The organism is Stenotrophomonas sp. TWI273 (assembly GCF_039674765.1).
Classification (GTDB): Bacteria; Pseudomonadota; Gammaproteobacteria; order Xanthomonadales; family Xanthomonadaceae; genus Stenotrophomonas.
In genome coordinates this window covers 471,231-495,392 of the sequence record NZ_JBDJOA010000001.1, presented here as the reverse complement: position 1 = coordinate 495,392, position 24,162 = coordinate 471,231, and the positions used below count along the sequence as shown (strand labels likewise).

At 62.6% G+C, this 24,162-nt stretch carries 27 protein-coding genes and 1 tRNA gene; 20 read left to right on the top strand and 8 right to left on the bottom strand.

Annotation, left to right across the window (positions count from 1 at the left end; all coding sequences use genetic code 11):
* Window positions 1-7: 7 nt before the first annotated feature.
* The 4 genes from ABE571_RS02070 (at window position 8) to ABE571_RS02055 (ending at window position 4,443) form a co-directional block, all read left to right on the top strand.
* Entirely contained in the window at window positions 8-1,138 is a 1,131-nt protein-coding gene (locus ABE571_RS02070) for a glycosyltransferase (RefSeq protein WP_346493088.1), read from the top strand.
* Window positions 1,139-1,732: 594 nt separating this feature from the next.
* Window positions 1,733-2,317, top strand: coding sequence for a putative colanic acid biosynthesis acetyltransferase (locus ABE571_RS02065; RefSeq protein ID WP_346493087.1), 585 nt, complete (start codon window positions 1,733-1,735; stop codon window positions 2,315-2,317).
* Entirely contained in the window at window positions 2,310-3,245 is a 936-nt protein-coding gene (locus tag ABE571_RS02060; protein WP_346493086.1) for a glycosyltransferase family 2 protein, read from the top strand. The genes ABE571_RS02065 and ABE571_RS02060 overlap by 8 nt, the downstream gene beginning before the upstream one ends.
* A gap of 253 nt (window positions 3,246-3,498) precedes the next feature.
* Window positions 3,499-4,443, top strand: a complete 945-nt coding sequence (locus ABE571_RS02055) for a GDP-L-fucose synthase (protein ID WP_346493085.1) — start codon at window positions 3,499-3,501, stop codon at window positions 4,441-4,443.
* Between the two features lie 112 nt (window positions 4,444-4,555).
* On the opposite strand, the gene ABE571_RS02050 is transcribed toward ABE571_RS02055, so the two are convergent.
* From ABE571_RS02050 to ABE571_RS02025, 6 genes are all read right to left on the bottom strand, one after another.
* On the bottom strand, window positions 4,556-6,637 hold the full coding sequence (locus tag ABE571_RS02050; RefSeq protein ID WP_346493084.1) for a YjbH domain-containing protein: 2,082 nt from the start codon (window positions 6,635-6,637) through the stop codon (window positions 4,556-4,558).
* 50 nt (window positions 6,638-6,687) lie between these two features.
* Window positions 6,688-7,467, bottom strand: a complete 780-nt coding sequence (locus ABE571_RS02045; protein WP_346493083.1) for a capsule biosynthesis GfcC family protein — start codon at window positions 7,465-7,467, stop codon at window positions 6,688-6,690.
* Window positions 7,464-8,111 (bottom strand): YjbF family lipoprotein, encoded by a 648-nt coding sequence (locus tag ABE571_RS02040; RefSeq protein ID WP_346493082.1) that lies wholly within the window; start codon window positions 8,109-8,111, stop codon window positions 7,464-7,466. The genes ABE571_RS02045 and ABE571_RS02040 overlap by 4 nt, the downstream gene beginning before the upstream one ends.
* A gap of 55 nt (window positions 8,112-8,166) precedes the next feature.
* On the bottom strand, window positions 8,167-9,273 hold the full coding sequence (locus tag ABE571_RS02035; protein ID WP_346493081.1) for a polysaccharide biosynthesis/export family protein: 1,107 nt from the start codon (window positions 9,271-9,273) through the stop codon (window positions 8,167-8,169).
* A 92-nt stretch (window positions 9,274-9,365) separates the two neighbouring features.
* Window positions 9,366-9,704 (bottom strand): hypothetical protein, encoded by a 339-nt coding sequence (locus tag ABE571_RS02030; RefSeq protein ID WP_346493080.1) that lies wholly within the window; start codon window positions 9,702-9,704, stop codon window positions 9,366-9,368.
* 117 nt (window positions 9,705-9,821) lie between these two features.
* Window positions 9,822-10,424, bottom strand: coding sequence for a phosphatase PAP2 family protein (locus ABE571_RS02025; protein ID WP_346493079.1), 603 nt, complete (start codon window positions 10,422-10,424; stop codon window positions 9,822-9,824).
* 124 nt (window positions 10,425-10,548) lie between these two features.
* On the opposite strand from ABE571_RS02025, the gene ABE571_RS02020 reads away from it, so the two are divergent.
* Window positions 10,549-10,625, top strand: a tRNA-Arg gene (locus tag ABE571_RS02020).
* Window positions 10,626-10,891: 266 nt separating this feature from the next.
* Here the strand turns inward: ABE571_RS02020 and ABE571_RS02015 are convergent.
* Window positions 10,892-11,263, bottom strand: a complete 372-nt coding sequence (locus ABE571_RS02015; RefSeq protein WP_346493122.1) for a hypothetical protein — start codon at window positions 11,261-11,263, stop codon at window positions 10,892-10,894.
* Between the two features lie 156 nt (window positions 11,264-11,419).
* Between ABE571_RS02015 and ABE571_RS02010 the strand changes: the two genes are divergently transcribed.
* The 10 genes from ABE571_RS02010 to ABE571_RS01965 all read left to right on the top strand — a co-directional run bounded on the left by ABE571_RS02010 (window position 11,420) and on the right by ABE571_RS01965 (window position 18,007).
* Complete coding sequence (locus ABE571_RS02010) at window positions 11,420-11,908, top strand: YetF domain-containing protein (protein WP_313218138.1); 489 nt, start codon at window positions 11,420-11,422, stop codon at window positions 11,906-11,908.
* Window positions 11,909-12,000: 92 nt separating this feature from the next.
* Window positions 12,001-12,240, top strand: coding sequence for a hypothetical protein (locus ABE571_RS02005; protein ID WP_313211837.1), 240 nt, complete (start codon window positions 12,001-12,003; stop codon window positions 12,238-12,240).
* A 192-nt stretch (window positions 12,241-12,432) separates the two neighbouring features.
* Window positions 12,433-13,596, top strand: coding sequence for a zinc-dependent alcohol dehydrogenase (locus tag ABE571_RS02000; protein ID WP_346463154.1), 1,164 nt, complete (start codon window positions 12,433-12,435; stop codon window positions 13,594-13,596).
* 1 nt (window position 13,597) lies between these two features.
* Window positions 13,598-14,590, top strand: coding sequence for an acyl-CoA dehydrogenase (locus ABE571_RS01995; protein ID WP_346493078.1), 993 nt, complete (start codon window positions 13,598-13,600; stop codon window positions 14,588-14,590).
* Window positions 14,578-15,336 carry a PIG-L family deacetylase gene (locus tag ABE571_RS01990; RefSeq protein WP_346493077.1) on the top strand — a complete coding sequence of 253 codons (759 nt, stop codon included), beginning with the start codon at window positions 14,578-14,580 and terminating at the stop codon, window positions 15,334-15,336. The genes ABE571_RS01995 and ABE571_RS01990 overlap by 13 nt, the downstream gene beginning before the upstream one ends.
* Window positions 15,324-15,920: a class I SAM-dependent methyltransferase gene (locus ABE571_RS01985; protein WP_346465232.1), complete on the top strand. Its 597-nt coding sequence runs from the start codon at window positions 15,324-15,326 to the stop codon at window positions 15,918-15,920. Before ABE571_RS01990 ends, ABE571_RS01985 begins: the two co-directional genes overlap by 13 nt.
* Window positions 15,917-16,630 (top strand): glycosyltransferase, encoded by a 714-nt coding sequence (locus tag ABE571_RS01980; protein WP_346493076.1) that lies wholly within the window; start codon window positions 15,917-15,919, stop codon window positions 16,628-16,630. The genes ABE571_RS01985 and ABE571_RS01980 overlap by 4 nt, the downstream gene beginning before the upstream one ends.
* Complete coding sequence (locus tag ABE571_RS01975; RefSeq protein ID WP_313218149.1) at window positions 16,630-16,899, top strand: PQ-loop domain-containing transporter; 270 nt, start codon at window positions 16,630-16,632, stop codon at window positions 16,897-16,899. Before ABE571_RS01980 ends, ABE571_RS01975 begins: the two co-directional genes overlap by 1 nt.
* Window positions 16,900-17,068: 169 nt before the next feature.
* Window positions 17,069-17,518 carry a PA2169 family four-helix-bundle protein gene (locus ABE571_RS01970; protein ID WP_019183020.1) on the top strand — a complete coding sequence of 150 codons (450 nt, stop codon included), beginning with the start codon at window positions 17,069-17,071 and terminating at the stop codon, window positions 17,516-17,518.
* 201 nt (window positions 17,519-17,719) lie between these two features.
* Window positions 17,720-18,007, top strand: coding sequence for a hypothetical protein (locus ABE571_RS01965; RefSeq protein ID WP_046272599.1), 288 nt, complete (start codon window positions 17,720-17,722; stop codon window positions 18,005-18,007).
* 54 nt (window positions 18,008-18,061) lie between these two features.
* Here ABE571_RS01965 and ABE571_RS01960 read toward each other — a convergent pair whose 3' ends face one another.
* On the bottom strand, window positions 18,062-18,550 hold the full coding sequence (locus tag ABE571_RS01960) for a GNAT family N-acetyltransferase (protein ID WP_346493075.1): 489 nt from the start codon (window positions 18,548-18,550) through the stop codon (window positions 18,062-18,064).
* Between the two features lie 103 nt (window positions 18,551-18,653).
* On the opposite strand from ABE571_RS01960, the gene ABE571_RS01955 reads away from it, so the two are divergent.
* From ABE571_RS01955 to ABE571_RS01935, 5 genes are all read left to right on the top strand, one after another.
* Complete coding sequence (locus ABE571_RS01955) at window positions 18,654-19,343, top strand: AraC family transcriptional regulator (RefSeq protein WP_313218151.1); 690 nt, start codon at window positions 18,654-18,656, stop codon at window positions 19,341-19,343.
* A 67-nt stretch (window positions 19,344-19,410) separates the two neighbouring features.
* On the top strand, window positions 19,411-20,358 hold the full coding sequence (locus ABE571_RS01950; RefSeq protein ID WP_313211821.1) for a DMT family transporter: 948 nt from the start codon (window positions 19,411-19,413) through the stop codon (window positions 20,356-20,358).
* A gap of 129 nt (window positions 20,359-20,487) precedes the next feature.
* Window positions 20,488-20,616, top strand: a complete 129-nt coding sequence (locus ABE571_RS01945; protein WP_313211819.1) for a hypothetical protein — start codon at window positions 20,488-20,490, stop codon at window positions 20,614-20,616.
* Window positions 20,617-20,705: 89 nt separating this feature from the next.
* The gene (gene thrA, locus ABE571_RS01940) at window positions 20,706-23,228 is read left to right on the top strand and encodes a bifunctional aspartate kinase/homoserine dehydrogenase I (protein ID WP_346493074.1); all 2,523 of its coding nucleotides are present in this window, start codon (window positions 20,706-20,708) and stop codon (window positions 23,226-23,228) included.
* Window positions 23,225-24,157: a homoserine kinase gene (locus ABE571_RS01935; RefSeq protein WP_346493073.1), complete on the top strand. Its 933-nt coding sequence runs from the start codon at window positions 23,225-23,227 to the stop codon at window positions 24,155-24,157. The genes thrA and ABE571_RS01935 overlap by 4 nt, the downstream gene beginning before the upstream one ends.
* Window positions 24,158-24,162 lie beyond the last annotated feature (5 nt).

Genomic DNA, 24,162 nt, shown 5'->3' with positions numbered 1-24,162 from the left:
GACGATCATGAATGTAGCAATAATCTATCACCAGTTTCCACATTATCGAGCTCCCGTGATGCGGGAGTTGGCGTTGCGTGGCCACCACGACTATGTCTTTTATGGTTCTGAGAAAGATTTTGACGGGATAAAGGCGTTTAAGGGTGACGAGGCGGTAGCAGTTTCATTCTTGGACGTGTCCCGTACAAAGAGGGGATTCAGGTTTAAAAATTATGTTCACATTGCCACGGATAAATCCACCGAAGTTCTGGTGATCTTGGGGAATCCGAACATCTTCGCCACTTGGGTGCTAGCGATCTTGGGTCGAATGAATGGGAAGAAGGTGGTCTTCTGGGCACATGGCTGGCTTGCGCAGGAGTCTTTGTCTAAAAGATGGCTTAGGCGGATGTATTATCAGCTGTCCCACTCATTGTTGGTTTACGGGGATCGGTCTAAAGCTATAGGTGTTTCGCAGGGTTACAACCCTGATCGCGTTCGTGTTGTTTACAACAGCCTCGATTACGAGACTTCCACGCGGGTTTTTGAACATATTGAAAGTGGTGCTGATGGAGACGTTAGCTGCGCTCGGCAGCTATTTAGTGATCCACTTCGTCCGCTTATCATTTGCACTGCTCGTTTAACTGAACTGTGTCGGTTCGATGTTCTTCTCCAGGCTGCGGAGCAGCTTAGACATATGGGGCACGAGGTAAATGTGTTGTTGGTCGGCGACGGCCCTTCGCGCCATGAGCTTGAGCAGCTAGCGCTTCAACTCGAGCTCAGCGTGCATTTCTATGGCGCTTGCTATGATGAGGCAGTTCTCGGGCGATTGATATATTACGCGGATGCAACTGTTTCTCCCGGTAAGATAGGATTAACGGCCATTCATAGCCTTTCGTACGGTACGCCGGCATTCACACATGGAGATATGGACCGTCAAATGCCTGAGGTTGAAGCTATCACTCCGGGGGTGACTGGCGACTTCTTTTGTCGAAATAGTGTCGACGATCTAGCGCTTGTGCTGAAGCGCTGGTTCGAAAGTGGAAACGATCGCGCGCAAGTCAGAAGAGAGTGCCGATCAACTATCTCTCAGAGGTGGAACCCCGCTAAGCAAAGAGAGTTGATTGAGAGTGCACTGGACTCCATTCGGTGGGGGGCGTAGCAGCCATGGTCATGGACAAAAGAGGGCAGGTTCCTGAGGTTCCTTCACCTGCTCGGGTAGGCGTGGATGCTCTCCGTATGTGCGATCGTGAAATTGATACGCGGATTAAGAAGCTTGCTAGGAAGCCGCTCAATGCGCTGAAGAAGATGCGGCTTCAATTGGCTGAGGTGGGGCGTGGCGTGCAGTTTGGAAGTGGAGTTAGGATTCCACGGGGGAGTCGTCTTGGTCACTTCTGCTACGTTGGAAGCGGATTTGACTCTCCTAGTCCGGTATCGATAGGAGATCTTTGTATGGTGTCCACGTCGGTGAAAATTGTGGGAAACGATCATGGCGTGGGTAATCCAGCGCTCCCTACGCGGTTGGACTTTCAATGGCGTCATAGGGTAACTACCATTGGCGCCGACGTCTGGATAGGCCATGGTGTAATCCTCAGGTCCGGGATCAGCATCGGTACTGGGTCTGTGATTGCGGCGGGTGCGGTTGTGGTCAAGGATGTACTCCCTAATTCCGTAGTAGGCGGAAACCCTTGTAAAATCATTAGAAGAAGGTTTTCGGATGCGGATTGGTCCCTATATCTTGCAACCATGGGCGTAGATGATGCCACTTGACTATGCAGTTTCGAACGCGACCTCTGGAGGTCCCTCATTCTCATTGGCGAATAGGGCTCGACGTGTCCTTTGGAACCTGAGTTGGATCCTGCTAGCGAGTTGGACGCCGGCTCCGCTTCACCGCTGGCGTGTTCTTCTGCTGAACATCGCTGGAGCGAGAGTGCATCGGACTGCCCATGTGTATGGGTCTGCCCGGGTCTGGTATCCGCCGTACCTGCGATTGGACGCTCATTCGTGTCTTGGGCCCCAGGTGAAGTGCTACAACATGGCGCCCATCGAGCTCGGTGTAAGAGCAGTTGTAAGTCAAGGTGCGTACTTGTGTGCCGGCACTCACGACATTGATGATCCAACCCATCAGTTGATAGCCAAAGAGATTTCAATTGGTGAAGGTGCTTGGGTGGCCGCGGAGGCGTTCATCGGTCCAGGGGTAAGGATCGATAGCGGTGCGGTAATTGGAGCTCGCGCCGTTCTCTTCAAAGATGCTGTATCACTCGGTGTATATGCGGGTAACCCGGCACAGCTAGTTAGACGTCGTAGAGTTGCGAAGGAATCGGAGAGCTCGCGTGAGTGACGTCACCGTAATTATCTTGACATTCAACGAGGAAATGCATATCGCGCGTGCGCTGGCTTCGGTCGCGCCGTTTGCTTCTCAAGTACTCGTTGTTGATTCAATGTCTACCGATCGAACCGCAGAGATCGCCCGAAGCCACGGCGCCAAGGTGCTTTTCCACGCGTTTGAGAACCAGGCGAAGCAATTCCAATGGGCATTGGAAAATGGGGGCGCCGCAACCGAATGGATAATGCGCCTTGATGCGGACGAAGTGATCGAGCCTGGTCTGTGTGCAGAGATCGTGGAGAGACTTCCGTCTCTGCCCGAGTCGGTGACCGGAGTAAATCTTAAGCGCAAGCATATATTCATGGGAGCTTGGATAAGATACGGAGGCCGTTATCCGTTGCTGATGATGCGGTTATTTAGAAGGGGCAAGGCTCGAATCGAGGATCGTTGGATGGACGAACACATTGCTGTGACAGAGGGCGTCACAGTGACATTTGACGGGTGCTTTGCTGATCACAATCTAAATAACGTAAACTATTTTATTGATAAGCACAACAAGTATGCGACGCGCGAGGCTGTGGAGGTGTTAAATCATCGATACGGGCTATTTACTCGTGAAGATGTAATCACGTTGCGTGGCTCTTCGTACCAGGCGTTCTTCAAGAGGCTGTTGAAGGAGCGAGTGTACAATCGCGTCAGTTATCCGCTAAGTTCGCTATGCTATTTCGTCTGGCGTTATTTTGTGCAGCTTGGCTTCCTGGATGGTCGGTCTGGCTTGGTTTATCATTTTCTTCAGGGTTACTGGTACCGGTTCCTGGTAGGTGCGAAAGTGGACGAACTTGATGCTGCGATCGCAGGTCTTGACGATCCCGACGAGATCAGGAACGAGCTAGGTCGGCTGACCGGACTTCGACTTGACGTCGATCGCGCTGGCGCACCCTAATCGCCAGGATGGAATCTAGTTTCGAGAATAAAAGCGAGCAAGCTGCGGGCCTTGCCGCGCTCGCTACCTATTCCGTGAAAAAGAGCTCAACCTAGCTCGGGACTTGGTGTGTTAACCATAATATATGCGTGGCAGTGCCTGGTGGATCCATATGGCGGCGCATGATGGAATTCGTGGGTTTCTTCTTTTCCGCTCTGTCGCCGGTTAGGTACTCCTGCGTACGAAGCTTTTCAAAATATAGGTCAATTTAGAAATGAATAGAGAATGTCGAATTTTCGTTGCGGGTCATCGCGGATTGGTGGGTTCAGCGATTGTTCGCAGGCTTGGGGCTCTCGGATTCGAAAATATTCTGCTGGCAGGGCGCGACATACTCGATCTGCGTGATCGCCAACAGGTGGATGATTATTTTCGAAAGCAGAAGCCCGAAGTTGTATTCCTTGCGGCTGCTAAGGTCGGTGGCATTCAAGCCAACAGCACCTATCCGGCTGAGTTCCTGTTGGAGAACCTTCAGATTCAGAACAACGTGATTGATTCTGCTTATCGAAGCGGTGCGAGCAAGCTGACGTTCTTGGGGTCTTCCTGTATCTATCCGAAGTTCGCGGAGCAGCCCATCCGGGAGGAATCGTTGCTGACCGGTGCATTGGAGCCGACCAACGAGTGGTATGCGGTTGCTAAGATCGCGGGTATCAAGCTCTGTCAAGCCTATCGTCGTCAATATGGCTTCAATGCTATTAGTCTCATGCCGACCAATCTGTATGGGCCGGGAGACAACTTTGATCTTAGTAATTCTCATGTGCTGCCGGCACTCATCCGGAAATTCCACGAGGCCAAGTTAACGGGTGCTGCAGAGGTGGTCGTGTGGGGCTCGGGCACCCCCCGCCGAGAATTCCTACACGTTGACGATATGGCCGCTGCTGCAGTTTTCTTGACGGAGTCCTACGACGGGGAGGAAATCGTCAATGTCGGGGTCGGTGAAGATGTCAGCATTGGCGAGCTTGCGGAGATGGTGAGGGATGTTACAGGTTACGCAGGGAATATCATCAACGACAAAAGTAAGCCTGACGGTACGCCCCGGAAGCTGCTCGATGTTACGCGGCTTCGGTCACTTGGGTGGGAAGCCTCGGTTGAGCTGAAGACCGGTATTGCTGAAACGTACCGGTGGTATCTCGAGAATGAGAATTCCATTCGCTCTTTTTGATTGAAACTACATTAACGAAATGTGCTGAGCGACGAGAGGGGGGGGGGGCACCCCCTCCTCTGCCGGAAGATGTCACCTGCTGATGTGCAGCGCATTCCTTTGTTGTTTGGGATCAATTGCCAATGGTGCTGAGGTTATCGAAGAAGAAATCTGGGTCGCGCTCAGATGTCATTTGATAAAGGCCATAGCTTCTTGCCAACCTGGCGCCACCGTCGCGGTAGAGCGGATTCCACGTGAAGTTCGCGCGTGCACGAGTAGACCTCGGTAGCATGAAGTCGAAGGGAACTGATACAAAGATCCCTTTGTCAAAACTCCCTTCTCCGAAATCGGCTGACGACACATCTGTCTTCGTGGCGTATGCGCCCATGCTTACCCCATTAGTAAATGCTCTGGATATTGCAAAAGTTGCGCCGACATCTTTTGCTAAATATCGACCAACACTCACCGTGGATACAATTTTCTGCTCGCGCCCCCAAGAGTAGTAGAAGCTCGCATGCCCGGTGGCGACGCTGTAGTCGCGAAAACTCAATCGTTGGTCGAAGCCACGTTGCTTCACCCAGTTGAGTTCTGCGCCAATCGCCCATCGCTCATTTAGTGGGCGATAGAGGATCTCTGCTCCCAGGCCTCCGTACATCGGCTCCAACAAGCCACCATATGCACTTCCATAGAGATCTCGAGACAACTGTCGAGTTGCTGTGAGCTGTAACGAGGGCAGTGTGAGATCTTCGGTGGTCAAGTACTGGCGGACATACGTGCGAACCCGGGGAAGGTTACTTGGGGCGTCATACCGAAACTTATCGTAATTGTTGTAAGCGTTATAGCTAACGGTGCCATTTAGCCAAACGTTGTGAGTGAACTGAAGGTTCGCTGTGTACGTTGCGGCGACTTGGTACAGAATGAACCCGTCCGGGCCACCTAAAGACTGCCTATATCCAAGATTCGCTGCGCCTTCAAAATGCTTAATAGGAGCTTGGTATAAGAGAGTGCGGGGCGTAGAGGACGGTGCGGCCATTTCGATATGTCGTGCAAGATCGCTTGCTGCCAAGCGTTGATCTACATAGCTGGCAAACGCCGCGCGTTCTACGCTAACGTCTACTATGGGCGCGCCTAGGCGAGTGCTGCGAAGCGTCACCCAATCGATGGAATCGTCCAGGTGCGCATCCATTACACGAACCGTGCGGCCCACTCCCTGGGCCGGATAGAAGAACCGGCGCTGTTCGCCAGACACGAGCACCTCGCTCCCGCGCTGTGAAATGGTCTGGACCCTCACTCCGGCGTTGGATTCTAGATCTGCCGCAACTGCTTGCCAGTTGACTGGATCATTCTTATCGTCAACGGAGTAATCAAGTTGAGCGCGGGCACGCATAGGAGACGCTGCTGGATCCAGCGACTTAGATACCGACCGTGCACGCGCTAGGTTCGAGTGAAGTGTCAGCCCAAGCATGGCGGTGTTGCCCCGTTCCCAGCCCACATGAACTTGAAGACTATTGTTGAGTCTATAAGACGCTCCAATATTGATCGGCGTACGCTGTGCCAGATTGTTCTTCTGAGGCTCGTGTCTATAATCGTTGCCGTCGTACTCAAGCTTTAGCTGCAGTGGCTGCCAAGGGGTCTGATATGACACACCTCCGAAAACTCCGACGGGCCCTCTAAATAGGCCCTGGCTATTGATCTTGCCGGCGCGCGAACCTTCTCTGCGATCTTCAAAGTCATCGCTTAGCACCGTCAGCGGGTTTCGGAAATCTCCGCGATTGCCGATGTATCCAGTAGCTAGCCCGACACTGACGTCGACCGCGCCCAGTCGCTTGTTGGCCACTAGGTACTCACTAGAGAATAAACCAGTGCCGCCGATGTCTCGAAATCCCGCAGAGATTTCTGGCATCCGCGATCCCTCCTGCGCCAGGCGGATCTTCAGATCAATTGATTTATCTTTGTTGTTCTGGTCTCCGCTCAGCCACTCCGGCCCGTATCGACGATTAGCGACAGATACGTAGCGAAATCCACCTTCCAGCCAAGGCAATGGCTGTAGTACCACGCTGTAGCGGCTGTTTGGTGATGTGTGACTTGCTGTGAAGCTTAACTCGCCCTCATCGGCCATCCGGGCAGTCGGGGTCTGCAGCAGGCCGATGCCACCCCAATCACTGGCAGTAGGAGCGGGTGCGCTCTGTGCGTAAAGGGCGGAAGTGATGCTCATGCTTAGCAACGCAAGACCCATTCGGGCTGTCCGTGTTCTGGAAGAGCGGTTCACTTTGTTGCTCCGGGCGCATCAAGCACCTGGGTGGCGAGGAATCGGGCGGCATCCTCGTTAAAAGTGGAATTTACGTCGCGCAGAGATTTAGCGTCGAGCGGAACATAGAGGAGGGCCCCCGGCGCGAGCGCGGATGCAGGGCTGCGGTTCCAAAGAGCGATACCGAGCTTCTCCACGTGGCCGTCTGGTTGAATAACAAACAGGTGATCCTGGCTTGCGGCGGGCATGGTTGTGCACTGCCTCGCGTAACTGAGGGGCGGCATTAGCGGTCGATGCGGGATCGTGCAAGGCTGCTCCACTGCACCCAGCACGGTTACTGTGTCGGGTCTGGCTGGGTAGTACAGCTTGTCCCCTTCATTCAATGGGCGATTGCCGCTAAGGTCCATCTCCAGAGCACGCGGCCCAAGCGCTTGGATTACGCGACCGGTCACTGGCATCGCCGAGAGTTCCTTGGCTATAGCCAGTGCTGCTGAGGCCGCGTCCGGATCGAGATTCTCCCGGCTTTCAAGTACTTCCAGATCAAATAGTATCCCCGCTTTGAGCCGAGTCTGGGCGACGATTTCGCTACGCCTCAGCAAAGCAGTTCCGAGGATGTAGCTATCTTTGTCTGGCGCGCCTGCAAGTGCCGCATCAGACAGACGGGAACCACTGGCACACGTGACTGAGCCCGGATTGCGGACTTTGCCGAGCACTTCGACAGTGATTAGCTGCGCGGCAGACACAGGAACAGAAGTGGCCGCGCAAAAGGCGAGGACGGCCAGACGCAATGTGATCAACGTTTCAGATCCGGGGAGTAAGGTTTGAGCTGGATGATTTCGAGGCTCGCATCGGGCGCAAGCGCCTGCACACTCTTCCAGATGAACCCGTTTGACGGGTCAACCCAGTACTGGTTGTCGTGTTTCCAGCCTTGCCCTATCAGGCGCTCGCGAATATGTAGCAACAGTAGAGATCTGCCGAGAATTTGGACGTTCTCGGTGCCGATGCGTTCGAGGGTGCCGCTAATCTGCACCCCAAAGCGGTAGCCGGGCATCATGTCGTAGCGGCGCTGGACCTTAATGGGTGATTGAATGCGGTGAAGATTACGGAAGGGATTCTCACCCTCAATGCGCATAGACTGTAGCTGAGGCGTGCCGCCGTGTGTGCCCACAAGCAGGCCATCTTCAAGGAACACAATGCTACGGTCATTGCTGTACCAAGCTTGTCGATCGCCATCAAGGTTGCCCAAGACCAGTACTGCACCTCCACGAGGGCCGGTGACCTTGATCTGGGGATAGCGGTTTGCGGCCACGTCCGCGACGGTTGGCTCTACATCTGGCATACCCTGCATGGCTATCTGCACCGTCTTGACGCTGGTGCGGCCGACAACGCCGCAACCTGGCAACGCGATTGCAATCACCAAGATCGCGGCGAGGCCGCGCACACCATGATTCCGTTGCAACGCAACGAGAGCGCTCCTGCTCATCATTCGCCTGCCGTTAATTGTCGAGATCGTTGCGCGCGCTTGCGGCGTTGCTGATGATCGAGGTGAAGGGAAGCAGTTGATTCACAAATCGGCTCCAACGGGTCACGCCGGCGGCGCCGACGAAAACCACGTCTCCAGGCAGAAGTTCAAATTGGCTGGCAACGGCGAAGGCGCTTGGAGATTTTGCTTCCAGCTGAAAAACACTGGAGGGAGCACTTTGCAGGTCGCTTGAGCCCCGAATGACGTAGACTGCGTTTCCGTTGGAGGTGGATTGCTGCAGGCCGCGCGCCCGACCAAGCGCTTGGCTCAGCGAGATGTCACTAGTCTTGAAATTGACGGCACCAGGTTGGTTGACCTCACCAACTACAAAAATCTCTTTGCGATCAAGATAAGGGACGTACAAATGATCGTTTGCTTTTAGGAAGACGTTTGTTGCGCCGCCGCCCTGGCGACCAAGACGGTCGAGGTCAATGGTATAGGTCGTACCGTCGCGAGTAAGGCGAACGCCCGATAAATCGGCTTGGATCGGGTCGAGACCTGATTGACTGATCGCGTCACCCAGCGTTAGAGCGGTAATGGTCAGGGGGACCGTGGCAGCTTGGCGGGACGCCCCTGTGACCCAGACGCGTTGGCTGCCGTAACTGAGCATAGATACGTCCACCTGTGGTGCTTCGATATAGCGCGCCAGCTTGGTTGTGATCTCTTCGCGCAGCTCAACTGGAGTCTTGCCGGCAGCCGCAATCTTCCCTATGTAAGGGTAGAAGAGGGTGCCGTCGGATTGCACGGGCCGCCCTGCGGCGTTGAGTTGTTGCTGAGCTCCTGCTGGAACAGTCAACTCAGGATGATCCCATACTGTGATGTACAGGCTATCGCCAGCGCCGATCCGATATGGCCCTGGTTGATACTCGGTAAGGGCCTTTGGTAGCGACGGAACGTCGCGCGCAGCCCGATCCATGGCGATTAACTTGGGAGTGATTGCGATCAGCTCGATCTGATCATTCCCGACTGGTTGGTCATCGCGAGCCACCGAGCTGGAGCGCATGTGCTGGCCGGGGGCCCAAACGCAGCCGGACAGGGTGAGGGCGAGTGCCAGAGTGGCGCCGAAACGCTTGCAGTCCATCGATGATTCTTCCTGGCCCTATCGGGCAAAAGAAAAACCCCCGCCGGACCTGCGCCCGGCGAGGGCGTAATGACCTAATGCCCGCTAAGGGATCAGTTGGTGGTGCCGGTGGTGCCGGTGGTGCCCGTCGTGCCGGTGGTGCCGGTCGGCGGCGGGGTGGTGCCACCGCCATTGTTGTTGCCAGCGTCGTCGCTGCTGCTATCTGACGCAACACTGTAGACAACTGCAGCTACCGCAACGCCGGCGCCAATCATGGCGGCAGTAGTGAGGGCGCCCGTAGCGGCGCTGGTGGCGCCGCCAGTCCCCGCAACTTCTGCGCTGGTGGCAGCGGTGGTGCCTTCAGCACCAGCAGACTGCTCAACCTGGGCTTCCTGAGCCAGAGCCATCGGGGAGAAAGCCACGAGGGCGAGAGCGGCAAAGATCTTCTTCATAACGGGGTTTCCTACTCCGTGAGGTAAATTTTCGCCGTCATCTTCGCGCTGAACGCTATTCAGTGTCAAGTCGGTTTGAGCGCCTGGGCTGGGTTCGTTGCACTCAATATTTGACGCCTATCGCACAAAATGATGTCGATTGAAGACTTGGTCGCGGCCTGAGAGCTCGGTCGCAAGGCGTATGACGACATCGTGGGTGCGGACCGTGGGCATCAGCATGGGAACTGCCAGACCCACTACAACTGACGCGGCAAGAGTGGGTAGGGGTGTTGTCCAGCCTGTGGCGCGCGCCGAGAGGGCGAAAACCGTCGCCGCCGTGCCCAGCAGCCACCCACTCACCACCTCAGATGCGGAGTGGGCGTTAAGGGGTAGACGCGAATAGGCGACCATGGCGGCAAGCAGCGACCCGAGCAGTGCCCAAAAAAGGGGTTTCGGGAGCCGACCAAATGCGGCGAGATAAAGCGCGACCGGATAAACCACTGCCGTCATGGTGGCGTGACCGCTGAATCCAGTGAAGTCCAGCCGGGCCCAACCAATACCCCAACCCAGAAAGGCCAGTTTAGAAGCCAGCGTAAGCCCAGCGGCAACGGTCAAGCCGACCGCCCAGCGAAACCTGAGCGCGCGGGCCGCTTCGGGGCCAAGCATAATAAGCACCAGACTCAGGGGCAACAGCCAGCGGCTGTCGCCGAGTTGGGAGAGGGTGACCCAAAGAGGATGCATCCATGTCACTCGTCGCAGGGGACGGAGGAGCATAGGGCAGTTGCCGCTGTCGGGGATGAGTGGCGGGCAACCGGACGAGCATGGATGAGGCCCCTCGTTTGCCTGTATCCTTTACGCCCTCCGTGGCCCCGTAGCTCAGCTGGATAGAGCGTCCCCCTCCTAAGGGGAAGGTCGCCCGTTCGAATCGGGCCGGGGTCACCATCCACCTCCGTTGAGACACGCGATGCCGGCGGCGGATTGCTCCACAGCCGTGCGAATCCGGTGGGGCCGATAGGCCACTGGCGCTCACACCTTCCCCGGCCGCTCATAATCCTCAGGCGTAGCCCCATGCTCCGCCTCCGGCATGTCCTTGTCCTTCCACCGGGCGTCATCGTTCCTCAGCTTGTCCGGCGTGTGGCTCTTCTGCTGGTCGTCTTCTTTCGTAGCGGGCGCTCGCGGTGCAGTAGTCATGACATGTCCCCGTTTGGTCAGCGATCCAACGTCTGCTTGCCAGACGTACCACCCTGCCCAAAGTTCGGCTGGGTGATGCCGTCATCCTCGCGGACGCCATCCGGTTCCCCTTCACCCGCCGTGCCACCCTTGCCGTGGCCGCGCTGGTTGTAGCCCTCGTTCTCCGTCTTCAGCCGCGCTGCATCCGGATCTTTCTCGTCCTTGTCATCCGTCGGCGGCTTGGCCGCAACGAACGGAGAGATCGGGTCACTGGCCGGGAACGTCTCTTCCAGCGCTTCGTCATGGTTCTCCGAGGTGCGCTGCTTGTCGACCGTGCCTTCCGCCGGCGGGCAGTTGTGCGCGGCGTGAGCGTCTTCGGTGGAGGCGGGCGGGGTTTTGTCGTGCTGCATGGTGTGTCTCCTGCGCGAACGGGTAGGGCGGTGATGCCTCGACGCTAGCCCTGCCGCTGTTACGAAGGAGCGGGGGTGCCGTGAAGGGCGGGTGCTCCCATCGGCTTCACCCGGGAGTTCCTATCGTCCAGACCTCGCCACACGGAGGCTGCCGCGATGCATGAGATGTTCGAGCTGGGAATGGAATGGTGGGAGTTCGTGGTCCGCGCGGTTGCGGTGTATGTGGTGGTCCTGTTGCTGACCCGCATGAGCGGCAAGCGTTCGATGGGGCAGTCCACCCCGTTCGACATCCTGGTGATCGTGCTGCTGGGCACGGCCGTGCAGAACTCGCTGATCGGTGAGGACACCTCGCTGCCCGGCGGGCTCATTCTGGCCGCGACGCTGATCGGTCTGAACTGGTTCGTCGGCTTTCTGGGGGCGCGCAGCAAGCGCCTCAACGAGATCGTGGAAGGCGTGCCGGTGGTGCTGGCGCGGCACGGCACGATCTACTGGGAGCAGGTGAAACGCTGCAATGTCAGCCCGGCGGATCTGGAAGTGGCGATGCGCGCCAACGGCTGTGAAGGTTTCGGGCAGGTCGACCTGGCAGTGCTGGAAACCTCCGGCGAGATCACGGTGAACAAGCGCCGCGCCGACGGCGATGACTGAGCGGGAGCGCTCGTCGGTCACGCTCGCCCTCGCTGGATGTTGACGGTGCGCCGCGTAGCGTCGGGCGCAGTCCCACAACAGGAACACACGCGATGTACATGGCACTGGACAGTGAAACGATGGCCCCATTCGATGATGTGATCGCCCAGGTGCCGGACCCGACCCCGGAACCCGTGCCGCCCGCGCCGCCGGTGGAAGAGCCCGGCCGTGGCGATCCGCCTGCGCAGGAGCCGCCGCAGGAAATCCCACCGGAGGGCGACCCCGCACCCGCATCGCCGCCGCAGGAACTGCCGCCGGACCCGGAGACGCCTTCGGCGCCCTCGGTGGAGTAAGCGACCGTCGCGTGCGGCGCTCGCCGCGCGCGCAGAATGAATGATTCAGTCCTCATGCGCTGCGCAGCGCCATGCGCGCCAGCCTCTGCAGGGCGGCGCGCTGATCCGGATAGACACGCCGCACACGGTGCGGTCACGACGCTGCCACGCCGTACCACGTACCACAGAGGTACTTGGATAACGGAGTCTGCTATGCGCGCACTGACTTACCACGGCAGCAAGGATGTACGGGTCGATACCGTGCCCGATCCCGCGCTGGCCGCCCCGGATGACATCCTCCTGCGCGTGACCGCCACGGCGATCTGCGGCTCGGACCTGCATCTGTATCGCGGCAAGATCCCGGATCTGCATACCGGCGACGTGCTCGGCCATGAGTTCATGGGCGTGGTGGAGGAGGTGGGTGCGGGCGTGATCGATCTGCGCCCGGGCGACCGCGTGGTGATTCCGTTCGTGATTGCGTGTGGTGAGTGCTTCCATTGCCGGCTCGCCGAGTTCGCGGCCTGCGAGACCACCAACACCGGCAAGGGCGCCGCGGTGAACCAGAAGGGCATCCGCCCGCCGGCAGCGCTGTTCGGCTACAGCCATCTCTATGGTGGTGTATCCGGCGGGCAGGCGGAGTTCGTGCGCGTACCGAAGGCCAATGTCGGGCCGTTGCGTATTCCGGATGCGCTGTCCGATGAGCAGGTACTGTTCCTCTCCGACATCCTGCCGACCGGCTACCAGGCCGCGATCAACGCAGGCGTGAAGCCGGGTTCCACGGTGGCGATCTTCGGTGCCGGCCCGGTCGGGCTGATGAGTGCGGCCTGCTGCCGCCTGCTGGGGGCGGAGACGATTTTCATGGTCGACCACCTGCCGTATCGCCTGGCCTTCGCGCAGCAGACCTACGGCGTGACCCCGATCGATTTCACCCAGGTGGAGGATCCGGCGGAATACATCATCACCCAGACAAACGGCCGCGGCGTGGATGCCACGATCGAAGCGGTCGGCTTCGAGGCCGAGGGCAGTGCGCTGGAATCGGCGCTGACGACGCTCAAGGTGGAAGGCAGCAGCGGCGTGGCGATCCGCCAGTGCATCGCTGCGACCCGTCGGGGTGGCACGGTGAGCATCCCGGGCGTGTATGCCGGCTTCATTCACGGCTTCCTGCTCGGCGATGCGTTCGACAAGGGCCTCACCTTCAAGATGGGGCAGACCCATGTGCAGAAGCTGATGCCAGAGCTGCTCGACCATATCGGCGAAGGCCGGCTGGATCCGGGCGTGATCGTGACCCACCGGCTGTCGCTGGAAGACGCGGTGCGTGGCTACGAGATCTTCGACCGCAAAGAGGAGGATTGCCGCAAGGTGATCCTGACGCCCTGACATGAATGCCGTGGCTTCTCTTGTACCGCCGGCGGCACCGCCGCCGGTGACCGATGGCGACGACCTGCAGGCGCAGGCCCGCGCCTGGATCGAGCATCAAGCCTCGTTGCCACGCCCTGGCAGCGGGGACACGCTGTTGCGCTGGCAGGCGCTGGCGCATATCGCCGCGCGGGATCTCTGCCTGGCCAAGGTGCTGGAAGCACATTACGACGCGCAGGCGATCCTGGAAGAACTGGGCGCCGCGATGCCGGACCACGATCGGCTGGGCGCGGTATGGGCGGCAGAAGGGCCGGCGGCGACCCTGCGCTTTGATCGCGCCAGCGGCACGCTGTCCGGTGACAAGCCGTGGTGCTCCGGTGCCGGCTGGGTGGACCATGCGCTGGTGACGGTGCGCGATGACGGGCGCTCGCGGCTGTTCCTGGTGCCGGTGCGCCGGGCCAACGTGCGTTTCCTGCCGCAGTCGTGGCAGGCCACGGGCATGGGGCGGGTGCCGAGTGGGACCGCCTGTTTCGACCAGGTGCCCGCCGTCGAGATCGGCGCGGCGGATGCCTATCTGCAGCGTCCGGGGTTCTGGCATGGTGGCGCAGGCATCGCGGCGTGCTGGTTCGGCGGGGCGAGCGCGTTGGCCGAGCCATTGCTGCACAGCGCGCGCGCCGACGAACCGGGCACGGCGGCCGGCCTGCTGGGTGAGATCGATCTGGCGCTGTCGCCATGCGCCTCACTGCTGCGCGAGCTGGCCGCGCTGATCGATGCACAGCCCGACCAACCCCATCAGCGTGAGATCGTGCGGGCCCGCAGTGCGGTGGAGCGCGCCGCCTCCCTGACGCTGGATCGGGTCGGTAGGGCGCTTGGGCCGGGCCCGATGTGCATGGACCCGGGGCACGCCCGGCGCTGGGCTGACCTGACCGTCTTCATCCGCCAGAGCCATGCCGACCGCGACTGGCAGCATCTTGGCAACCTGATGCATCGCGAGGGGCGTACGTGGACGCTGTGAACCGTCAGATCGAAGGCGGCGGCGTGACCGAGGCGCAGTGGGCAGCATCGCCGTGGTTGCAGTCGCTGCCGCTTGCGTCCCCTGCTGCGCTGTTCGGCGATGCGCGTCGGCTGGTGGTGGTGTCGCCGCACCCGGACGATGAAGTGCTCGCCTGCGGCGGCCTGATGTCGCTTGCGCACCAGACAGGGCTGGCGGTCACGGTGGTCTCGGTGACGGACGGCGAAGCCTGCTATCCCGATCAGCCTGCGTGGTCGCCCGAGCGGCTGCGCGTGGCCCGTGCCGCTGAGCTGGACGATGCGCTGCGTTGTCTGGGCTTGGCGAGCGCAGCGCGGATTGCCTGGCACATCGGCGATGGCGCCGTGACGGCCAGCGAGGCATGGATGGGCGAGCAGCTGGCGGCTTTGCTGCAGCCGGACGATCTGGTGCTGGCGCCGTGGCGCCTCGATGGGCACCCGGACCATGAAGCGGTCGCGCGTGGCTGCGTGCAGGCCTGCACCGCGCGCGGCGCCGCGTTGAAGGAATACCCGGTGTGGGGCTGGCATTGGCTGGACCCGCAGGCGGCACCGTCCGCTTGGGCGCCGGCGACGCGCTATGCGTTGGAGGACGACCTGCTGGACCGCAAGCGCAACGCGATCCAGCAATTCGTGACCCAGACCGGCGCGGTGGCGGGGCTCGAGTGCGAGCCCATCCTGCCTGCCGCTGTGCTGCAGCGGTTTGAACGGAACTACGAGGTATTGATCGGATGAGTGATGTCGCCTACTTCAACGCGTTGTATGAGAAGGAGGACCCCTTCCAGTACCGGACCCGCTGGTACGAGCAGCGCAAGCGCGCGCTCACCTTGGCCAGCCTGCCGCGCGAGCGCTTTGGCCGTGGCTGGGAGCTGGGGTGCTCCAACGGCGTGCTGACCGCGGCCCTGGCCGAGCGCTGCGATCACCTGCTCGCCACCGACCTGAGCGAAGGCGCTGTCGCCGCGGCGCGCGCGATGACCCGCCGCCACGCGCACGTTTCCGTCGAGCAGGCGCGTCATCCACACGACTGGCCAGCAGGCAGGTTCGACCTGATCGTGGTGGGTGAAATGGGTTACTACCTCTCACAAGACGACATGCGTCAGCTGGCGGCGCAGGTGGTTCAATCGCTCACGCCGCAGGGCGTGGTGATCGCCTGCCATTGGCGCGTGCCGTTCGAGCAGGCGCGCTGCAGCGCCGCGTTCGTGCACGCGCAGTTTGATGACAGCCTGCCACGCCTGTTCTCGTATCGCGACGAGGACATGCTGCTGGAAGGCTGGTCGGCCGAGACCACCTCGGTGGCCGAACGCGAGGGCCTGCGATGATTGCCGTGACCGTTCCCGCGCACAACGAAGAGCAAATGATCGCGGCCTGCCTGCAGTCGCTGCAGGTGGCGGCGCTGCATCCGGCCCTGCGCAACGAGCCGGTGGTGATCGTGGTGGCGCTGGATCGGTGCCGTGATGCCACGGAATGGATCTGCCAGCGCATGGGCGTGGAAGCGGTCAGCGTGGACGCCGGGTGTGTCGGTGTCGCACGGGCGGCGGCGAGTGAGCGCGCGTTGGCGCTGGGGGCCCGCTGGATCGGCTGCACCGACGCGGACAGCGTGGTGCCGCCGGACTGGCTTGCGCGCCAGCTGCAGTGTGGTGCGAATGCCTTCTGTGGCGTGGTGGCGGTGGGTGACTGGTTGGACTACCCGCAGGCCGTGCGCGAGCAGTTCCTGCAGGGCGAGCATGCGGTGGATGGGCACCCGCACGTACACGGCGCGAACATGGGCTTCAGCGCAGTGGCGTATCGGCAGTCCGGCGGCTTTGCGCCGCTGGCCACCGGTGAGGACGTCGCGCTGATCCAGGCCATGCACGGGGCCGGCATGCAGGTGGCGCGGCTGGCCAGCCCACGGGTGATGACCAGCGCACGCCGTCACGCGCGTGCACCGCACGGTTTCAGTGACTTCCTGCGCCGCCTGGAACAGCGCGTTGGCTTGGCGGCAGATGAGGTGGCGGGCGACGTGGCGCCGCTGTCACTGCTGGCGCGCTGATGGCCCCCATTGATCTGCTCGGCTGGGCGGCGACCGCCGTGCTGATCGCCACGCTGTGGCGGCAGATATGGAAGCAGTGGACGGCCGAGGATGCACAGGCGGTATCGACGTGGTTGTTCGTTGGCCAGATCACGGCCTCGGTGTTGTTCATTGCGTACAGCGCGGCGACCGGCTCGATCGTTTTCGTGGTGACCAATTCGCTGATTCTGCTCACGGCGATTGCCGGGCAATGTCTGGCCTGGATCAAGCGCAGACGGGCAGGGAAGTAACACGCATTTCGCGCCTCGACGACGCGCCGTGCACATCTGTCGCGCAGTGCGTTGAGCTCGCTGAACACTCGCATTTCAGTGTCACGCCGACTTCATGGCCGATGCGGAAAAGTCGACTCACCCCGACAACAACACACGGGCCAAACCGGACCAACAGGAGTACATCGCAGTGAATACCGAATCGAAGACCGCGCATAACTTGAACGACCTGATCGAAATCGCCCGCGATGGCCAGGAGTTCTACACCGAGGCCGCAGGCAAGGTCGAAGATGCCGAGTTGGCGGCGCTCTTCACCCGTATCGCCGGTGTCAAGAATGAGATCGTCCGCTCGCTGAGCGCCACCGTTGTCGCCGCGGGCGGCAAGCCGGCCGACCATGGCACCTTCGTCGGTTCCATGCAGCAGTTCTACGGCAAGGTGCGCGCCACCCTGGGCGACAAGCAGTACGGCTACGTGGCCGAGCTGGAAGAATCCGAAGATCGCCTGCTGAAGGCGTTCAAGGACACCCTGACCGACGCCGACACCTCGCCGGCCGCGCGCCAGGAAGTCCAGCGTCTGCTGCCGCAGGTGCAGGAATGCCATGCCGTCATGCGCGACCGCAAGCACGCCATGAAGCACTGAGTTTCAGACAGGCGGTGCGCTGGCGATTCCCCACGGTTGCCAGTAGTCCGCTTCCTGGAGCGGTACCCGAACAGCCCCGGCCCCGCCGGGGCTGTTCGTTTTTGCCCGACACTGCCGGGTGGCTGCCAGCGTACCGGACGGCCCCGAACGGTAGTGGGGGAATTGGTGCATACTCGGGACAAAGAGCCGCTTGGATTTGTCATGGAACACATGCGTTGGCTGACGCTTCGTCTCAGCAACAATCAATCCATCGGCCCGAAGGTGCTGATGGACCTGTGGGCCAACGCGTGCGAGACCAATCAGTCCTCGGTGACCCGCGAAACGCTGCCCGGGAAATCGACCTCCTACGCCCTGCACGCACCGACCTCGCTGGCCTATCCCAAGCGCGCGGAGCTGCGCATGCGCAAGCTGCTGGAAGAGGCCGGATACACGTTCACGCTCGGCTCGCTGGCCGACCGCCCGGCACCGCAGCCGGTGCGCTTCCGCTGACGCCGTTCACCGGCGTCGCATTCATTCTTCAACCAAGGTGCCGCAACCGCGCGTTCAGTCGACGCGGTCGGCGGCCACGCTGCGGACCATGATCCGGACCGGCATGCCCGCGGCATGCTGCAGTGATTCCAGCGGTGCCCAGCCCAGCCGGCGATACAGGCCCCCATCATCGGCTTCGGTCTGCAGGTAGAGATCGCGTACGCCAAGCGCGCGACCGCGCACCAGCAGTTCTTCGATGACTTTCTCGGCCAGGCCGCGCCCGCGGTGCGCCGGATGGACATAGACGCCGCCCAGCCAGTGCAGTCGTTCGGGGCGCTCGGTCCGCTCATGGAACTTGAGCTGCGCTGCGGCGACCGGCACCGCGTTATCCAGTGCGATCAGCAGCAGGGGCAACTCGTCGTCCTGCAGGAACACTTCCAGCCGCTGCTGCTGATCGAGCAGGGTCAGGTCCGGCACGTGGCGTCCCCATTCCTGGAAATACCACTCGGCCAGGATCGGCAGCAGGTCGGGGCGGTCACTGAGAGGAACGATGGTGCAGGCCACGGTGAACGCTCCATGTTGGACGGGTCGGCTGCCATGGTACGCGGATGCGCGGGCGTTTCGCCGCCGCTTGCAGCGGCCTTCACCCAGCGCGCAGACTATCCCCATGCACGCCAGCGCCTGCCACCTGCGGTGTTACGGAACGTCCACCGATGTGGACCGGCATGACTTTGCGCAATGGGTGCTGCCGCTGCGCGGCGATCTGGAGGTCGAGGTCGATGCGTTTGGCGGCCGCCTGGATGTGCTGCAGGGGGCCTTCGTGGCGCCCGGCGAGGGACATGCCCAGACCGGCGATGGCGATCATCTGATGGTGATCGTCGATTGCCCGGCGGGGGTGATCGATGACCACACCCTGGAGCACCTGCGCCGGCAGCGTTGGCTGGCACTGCCGAAGGGAGTGCGCCAGCGCCTGGCCGGTGCGCCCGCACACGGCAGTGAGGGTCTGCTCGCGACCCTGCTGCAACAGTACGCGCCCGCTGGCAGCGCGGCACGCCTGCATGCCCTGTGTACCCGGCTCTCGGCCAACCCCGGCGCGGACTGGAACGTGGCCCGCATGGCCGCGCTGGTCGGCATCAGCGGCAGCCGCCTGCATGCGGCCTTCGTCCAGGAATTCGGGGTGCCTCCCCAGGCGTGGCTGAGTGCCTGCCGGTTGCGCTGGGCCAAGCACCGGCTGCTCACCAGCAGCGACAGCATCGCCACGATCGCGCTGGATGCCGGCTATTCCGAGCACAGTGCGCTGACCCGAGCCCTGCGCCGGGAAACCGGGCTGACCCCGCAGGCCTTCCGGCGGCAGTAGCCTCGGTCAAGACGTCGCGGTGCGCGGCTTCTACACTGCGCGGCCAATGCATACCGCGTGAGCCGCAATGAAACGATCGATGGGAGTGGGCATCGCCAACGGCATTGCCGCCGGCGCGCTGTGGGGCGTGGTGTTCCTGGCCCCGGCGATGCTGCACAGCTTCAACGCGGTACAGCTCTCCGCCGGCCGCTATCTGGTCTACGGCCTGATTGCCGTCGTTCTGCTTGCGCCGCGCTGGCGGCAGCTCAAGGAGCGGCTGGCCTGGGCCGAGTGGCGGGGTCTGTTGTGGCTGAGCCTGGCCGGCAACCTGGTCTACTTCCTGCTGCTGGCCAATGCCGTGCAATGGGCCGGTGGTGCGGCCGCCTCGCTGATCGTGGGATTGATCCCGGTGGTGGTGACCCTGGCCGGCGTACGCGAGGAAGGCGCGGTGCCACTGCGTCGCCTGGCCCCGGCGCTGCTGCTGTGCCTGCTTGGCGTGGCGCTGGTGGGCTATGAAGCCTTGATGGCCGAACATGCGCAGGGCTCGGCCGGGCGCCGGTTGCTCGGGCTGCTGTGCGCGGTCGGCGCGTTGCTGTCCTGGGCGGTGTACTCCATCGGCAACAGCCGCTGGCTGGCGCGCCGGCCGGATCTGTCCGGGCATGACTGGTCGCTGCTGACCGGCATCACCACCGGCGGGCTCGCGCTCGTGCTGGTGCCCAGTGCGTTTTTGACCAGCGCGACGGTGCATCCGCCGGGCGAGTGGCTGAACTTCTGGCTGATCAGCGCGGGCGTGGCGGTGGTCGCCTCGGTGCTCGGCAATGCCTGCTGGAACCGCGCCAGCCGCAACCTGCCACTGACCCTCACCGGGCAGATGATCGTCTTCGAAACCCTGTTCGCCCTGCTGTATGGCTTTGCCTGGCAGCAACGCTGGCCGACGCTGATGGAAACGGTGGCCATCGTCTGCCTGGTGTCGGGCGTGCTGATGTGCGCGCACGCGCATCGGCCCCCTGCGGCGGTGGCGGAGCATGTGGGGTAGGGCAGGCCTTGCCCCGGCTGGATGGTCACAATCGCAACTTGTTGGCCGACGATGGCCGCGATTTACGTGCCGCGATCTTTTGCAGCGCAGCACTTGACAAGCAGGGCGGTGGCGTAGTTTTCTTGATCCATGGTCATCACCGCTGCCCACGCCTACCTGCTCGTTCCCGCCTCCGCGGGCGGCCAGGCCGTGTCGACCGGTACCACCATCATTACCACCGCCACCACTCGCCCGGTGCGGCCCGTCGTCTTCGCGTAATTTCCGAAAACCACGGCCCCGCACCCAGATCAGGTGGCGGGGGAAACTCTCAAACCTGATGTGACGCGGGGCCTCCCATCGAGGTCAGCATGTCTTCTGTCGCCGCTTCCGCTCCACCTTCCGCCCAGCCCGCCGTCTCCGTCGCCGCGCGGGCCGGCGTGACCACCGTGGTCCACAAGTTCGGCGGCACCTCGGTGGCCGATGCCGAGCGCTATCGTCATGTGGCGCAGCTGCTGCTGGCGCGTGAGGAGACGATGCAGGTCACCGTGGTCTCGGCGATGAAGGGCGTTACCGATGCACTGATCGGGGTGGCCACGTTGGCCGCGGAAGACGGCTCGGCCTGGCGCGAACAGTGGCACGCCTTGCGGGCACGTCATCGCGGTGCCGCCGTTGCCTTGCTCGGCGAGCACGCCGGGGCGACGGTGGAGTGGCTGGACCAGCGCTTCGATCAGTTGGCCGAGGTGCTGGGTGCGCTGGCGGTGATCGGCGGCCTGCCCACCGAAGTGCTGGACCGCGTGCAGGGCATGGGCGAGGTGTATTCGGCGCAACTGCTCGGGACGTACCTGCAGACGCTGGGCGAAGACTGCGCGGTGCTGGATGCGCGCGATGTGCTGGTGATCGAGCGCGGTGAACTGGGCGTGGACGTGGACTGGGCGCGCAGCGCCGAGCGCCTGGCCCAGTGGCGCCTGCAGCATCCGCAATCGCGCATCGTGGCCACCGGCTTCGTCGCCCGCGACCGCCAGGACCGCATCACCACGCTGGGCCGCAACGGCAGCGATTACTCCGGGGCGATCTTCGCCGCCTTGTTCAACGCCGACGAGCTGCACATCTGGACCGATGTGGACGGCGTGCTCTCGGCCGACCCGCGGGTGGTGCCCGAGGCGGTCCAGCTCGAAGCGCTTAGCTACGACGAAGCCTGCGAGCTGGCCTACTTCGGCGCCAAAGTGGTGCACCCGCAGACGATGTCGCCGGCGATCGAGCGTGGCCTGCCGATCATCATCCGCAACACCTTCCACCCGGATCATCCAGGCACGCGCATCACTGCCGAGCGCACCGCGTCCGGTCCGATCAAGGGGCTGACCCTGAGCCCGGACCTGGCCGTGATCAACCTGGAAGGCACCGGCCTGATCGGCGTGCCCGGCACGGCCGAGCGCGTCTTCGCGGCGCTGCGCAATGCGCATGTGTCGGTGGTGATGATCTCGCAGGGCTCCTCCGAGCACTCGATCTGCTGCGTGGTGAAGCAGGCCGAGGCGGTGCGGGCGCGCGAATCGCTGCTGCAGGCCTTTGCCCATGAGCTGAGTCTGGGCCAGGTGCAGCGCGTGCAGCTGACCGACAACGTGAGTGTGCTGGCCGCCGTGGGCGATGGCATGGCCGGCCAGCCCGGCGTGGCCGCGCGCCTGTTCGAGTCGCTGGGCCGCGCGCAGGTGAACATCCTGGCGATCGCGCAGGGCTCCTCGGAGCGCAACATCTCGGTGGCGGTCGACAGCCGCCATGCGACCAAGGCGCTGCGCGCGGCGCATGCCGGGTTCTGGCTGTCGCCGCAGACGTTCTCGGTCGGTGTGATCGGCCCGGGCAATGTGGGTGCGGCGCTGCTGGACCAGCTGCAGGCCGCCCAGGTACAGCTGCTCGGCCGCGCCAATGTGGATCTGCGCCTGCGTGCGGTCGCCTCGCGCAGCCGCATGGTCCTGGACGAGCGCGGCCTGAAAGGTGACTGGCGCGCGGCGCTGTCCGGCCCGGCGCAGCCGAGCGATCTGGACGCATTCACCGAACACCTGGTCTCCGCCCATCTGCCGCACGCCCTGATCATCGATTGCAGCGGCAGCGCCGACGTGGCCGACCGCTATGCCGGCTGGCTGGCCGCAGGCATCCACGTGGTCACCCCGAACAAACAGGCCGGTGCCGGCCCGCTGGAGCGCTATCACGCGATCCGCGAGGCAGCGGCTGGCAGTGGCGCGCGCTTCCGCTACGAAGCCACGGTCGGTGCGGGCCTGCCGGTGATCACCACGCTGCGCGACCTGGTCGACACCGGCGATGAGGTGCTGGCGATCGACGGTATTTTCTCCGGCACGCTGGCGTGGCTGTTCAACAAATACGACGGCCAGGTGCCGTTCTCCGCGCTGGTCAGCCAGGCGCGTGGCATGGGCTATACCGAGCCGGACCCGCGCGATGATCTTTCCGGCGTGGATGTCGCGCGCAAGCTGGTGATCCTGGCGCGTGAGGCGGGCCGTGAGCTCAGCCTGGCGCAGGTGCGCGTGGAAAGCCTGGTGCCCGAAGCACTGCGCCAGGCCAGTGTGGACGACTTCATGGCGGGCCTGCCGCAGATCGATGCGGTGTTCGCCGAGCGCCTGGCAGTCGCCAAGGCGGACGGCGCGGTGCTGCGCTATGTGGCGCGCCTGACGCCGGACGGGGCTGAGGTCGGCCTGGTCGCGCTGCCGGCCGGGCATGCCTTCGCGAACCTGCGCCTGACCGACAACGTGGTGCAGTTCACCACGCGCCGCTACTGCAACAATCCGCTGGTGGTGCAGGGCCCGGGCGCCGGGCCGGAGGTGACCGCCGCCGGCGTGTTCGCCGATGTGCTGCGCGTGGCGGTGGGCGAAGGAGCACGTCTGTGAGTGAGGGCAGGAGGACGGAAGCACGCGCGTTTGCGCCGGCCTCGGTCGGCAACGTGGGGGTCGGGTTCGACATCCTTGGGCACGCCATCGAGGGCGTTGGCGATACTGTGACAGTGCGGTGGATCGACGAGCCCGTGGTTCGCATCCACGCGATCCGCGGCACCACGGTGGATCTGCCACGGGTGGCCGAGGACAACACCGCCGGTGCGGCGTTGATTGCGCTGCGTGCCGCGCTGGATCTGCCGTTCGGCTTCGAGGTGGAGATCGACAAGGGCATCGCGCTGGGCTCGGGCATGGGCGGTTCGGCCGCGTCGTGTGTGGCCGCGCTGGTCGCGGCCAATGCGCTGTTGCCGCAGCCGTTGTCGCGCGAAGCGCTGTATCCGTTCGCGCTGACCGGCGAGGCGGTGGCCAGTGGTGGCCGCCATGGCGACAACCTCGGGCCGATGCTGCTGGGCGGGCTGGTACTGAGCACGGCGGACCGGCTGGTACCGGTGCCGGTTCCGGCGGCGTGGCACAGCCTGCTGGTGCATCCGGACGCGGTGCTGGAGACGCGCCGCGCGCGCGCCGCGCTGCAGGGGCATTACGCGTTGGGCGAGTTCGTCGCGCAGAGCGCGAATCTGGCGCTGGTGCTCAGTGGCTGCTTCACCTCCGATGCCGCACTGGTCCGTGCCGGCCTGCGTGACGTGCTGGTCGAGCCGCGTCGGGCCGGTCTGATCGCCGGGTTTGCGGCGGCCCGCGATGCTGCGTTGAATGCCGGGGCGATGGGCGCCAGCATCTCCGGTGCGGGGCCGAGCGTGTTTGCCTGGTTCGAGCAGCGCGATGCCGCGCTTGCCGCGCAGGCGGCAGTCCAGCAGGCGTTCGCGGACGCGGGCTTCGACAGCCAAGGCTGGGTGTCACCCTTGAATGCGCCCGCCGCGCGCGTGCTGTGACACGT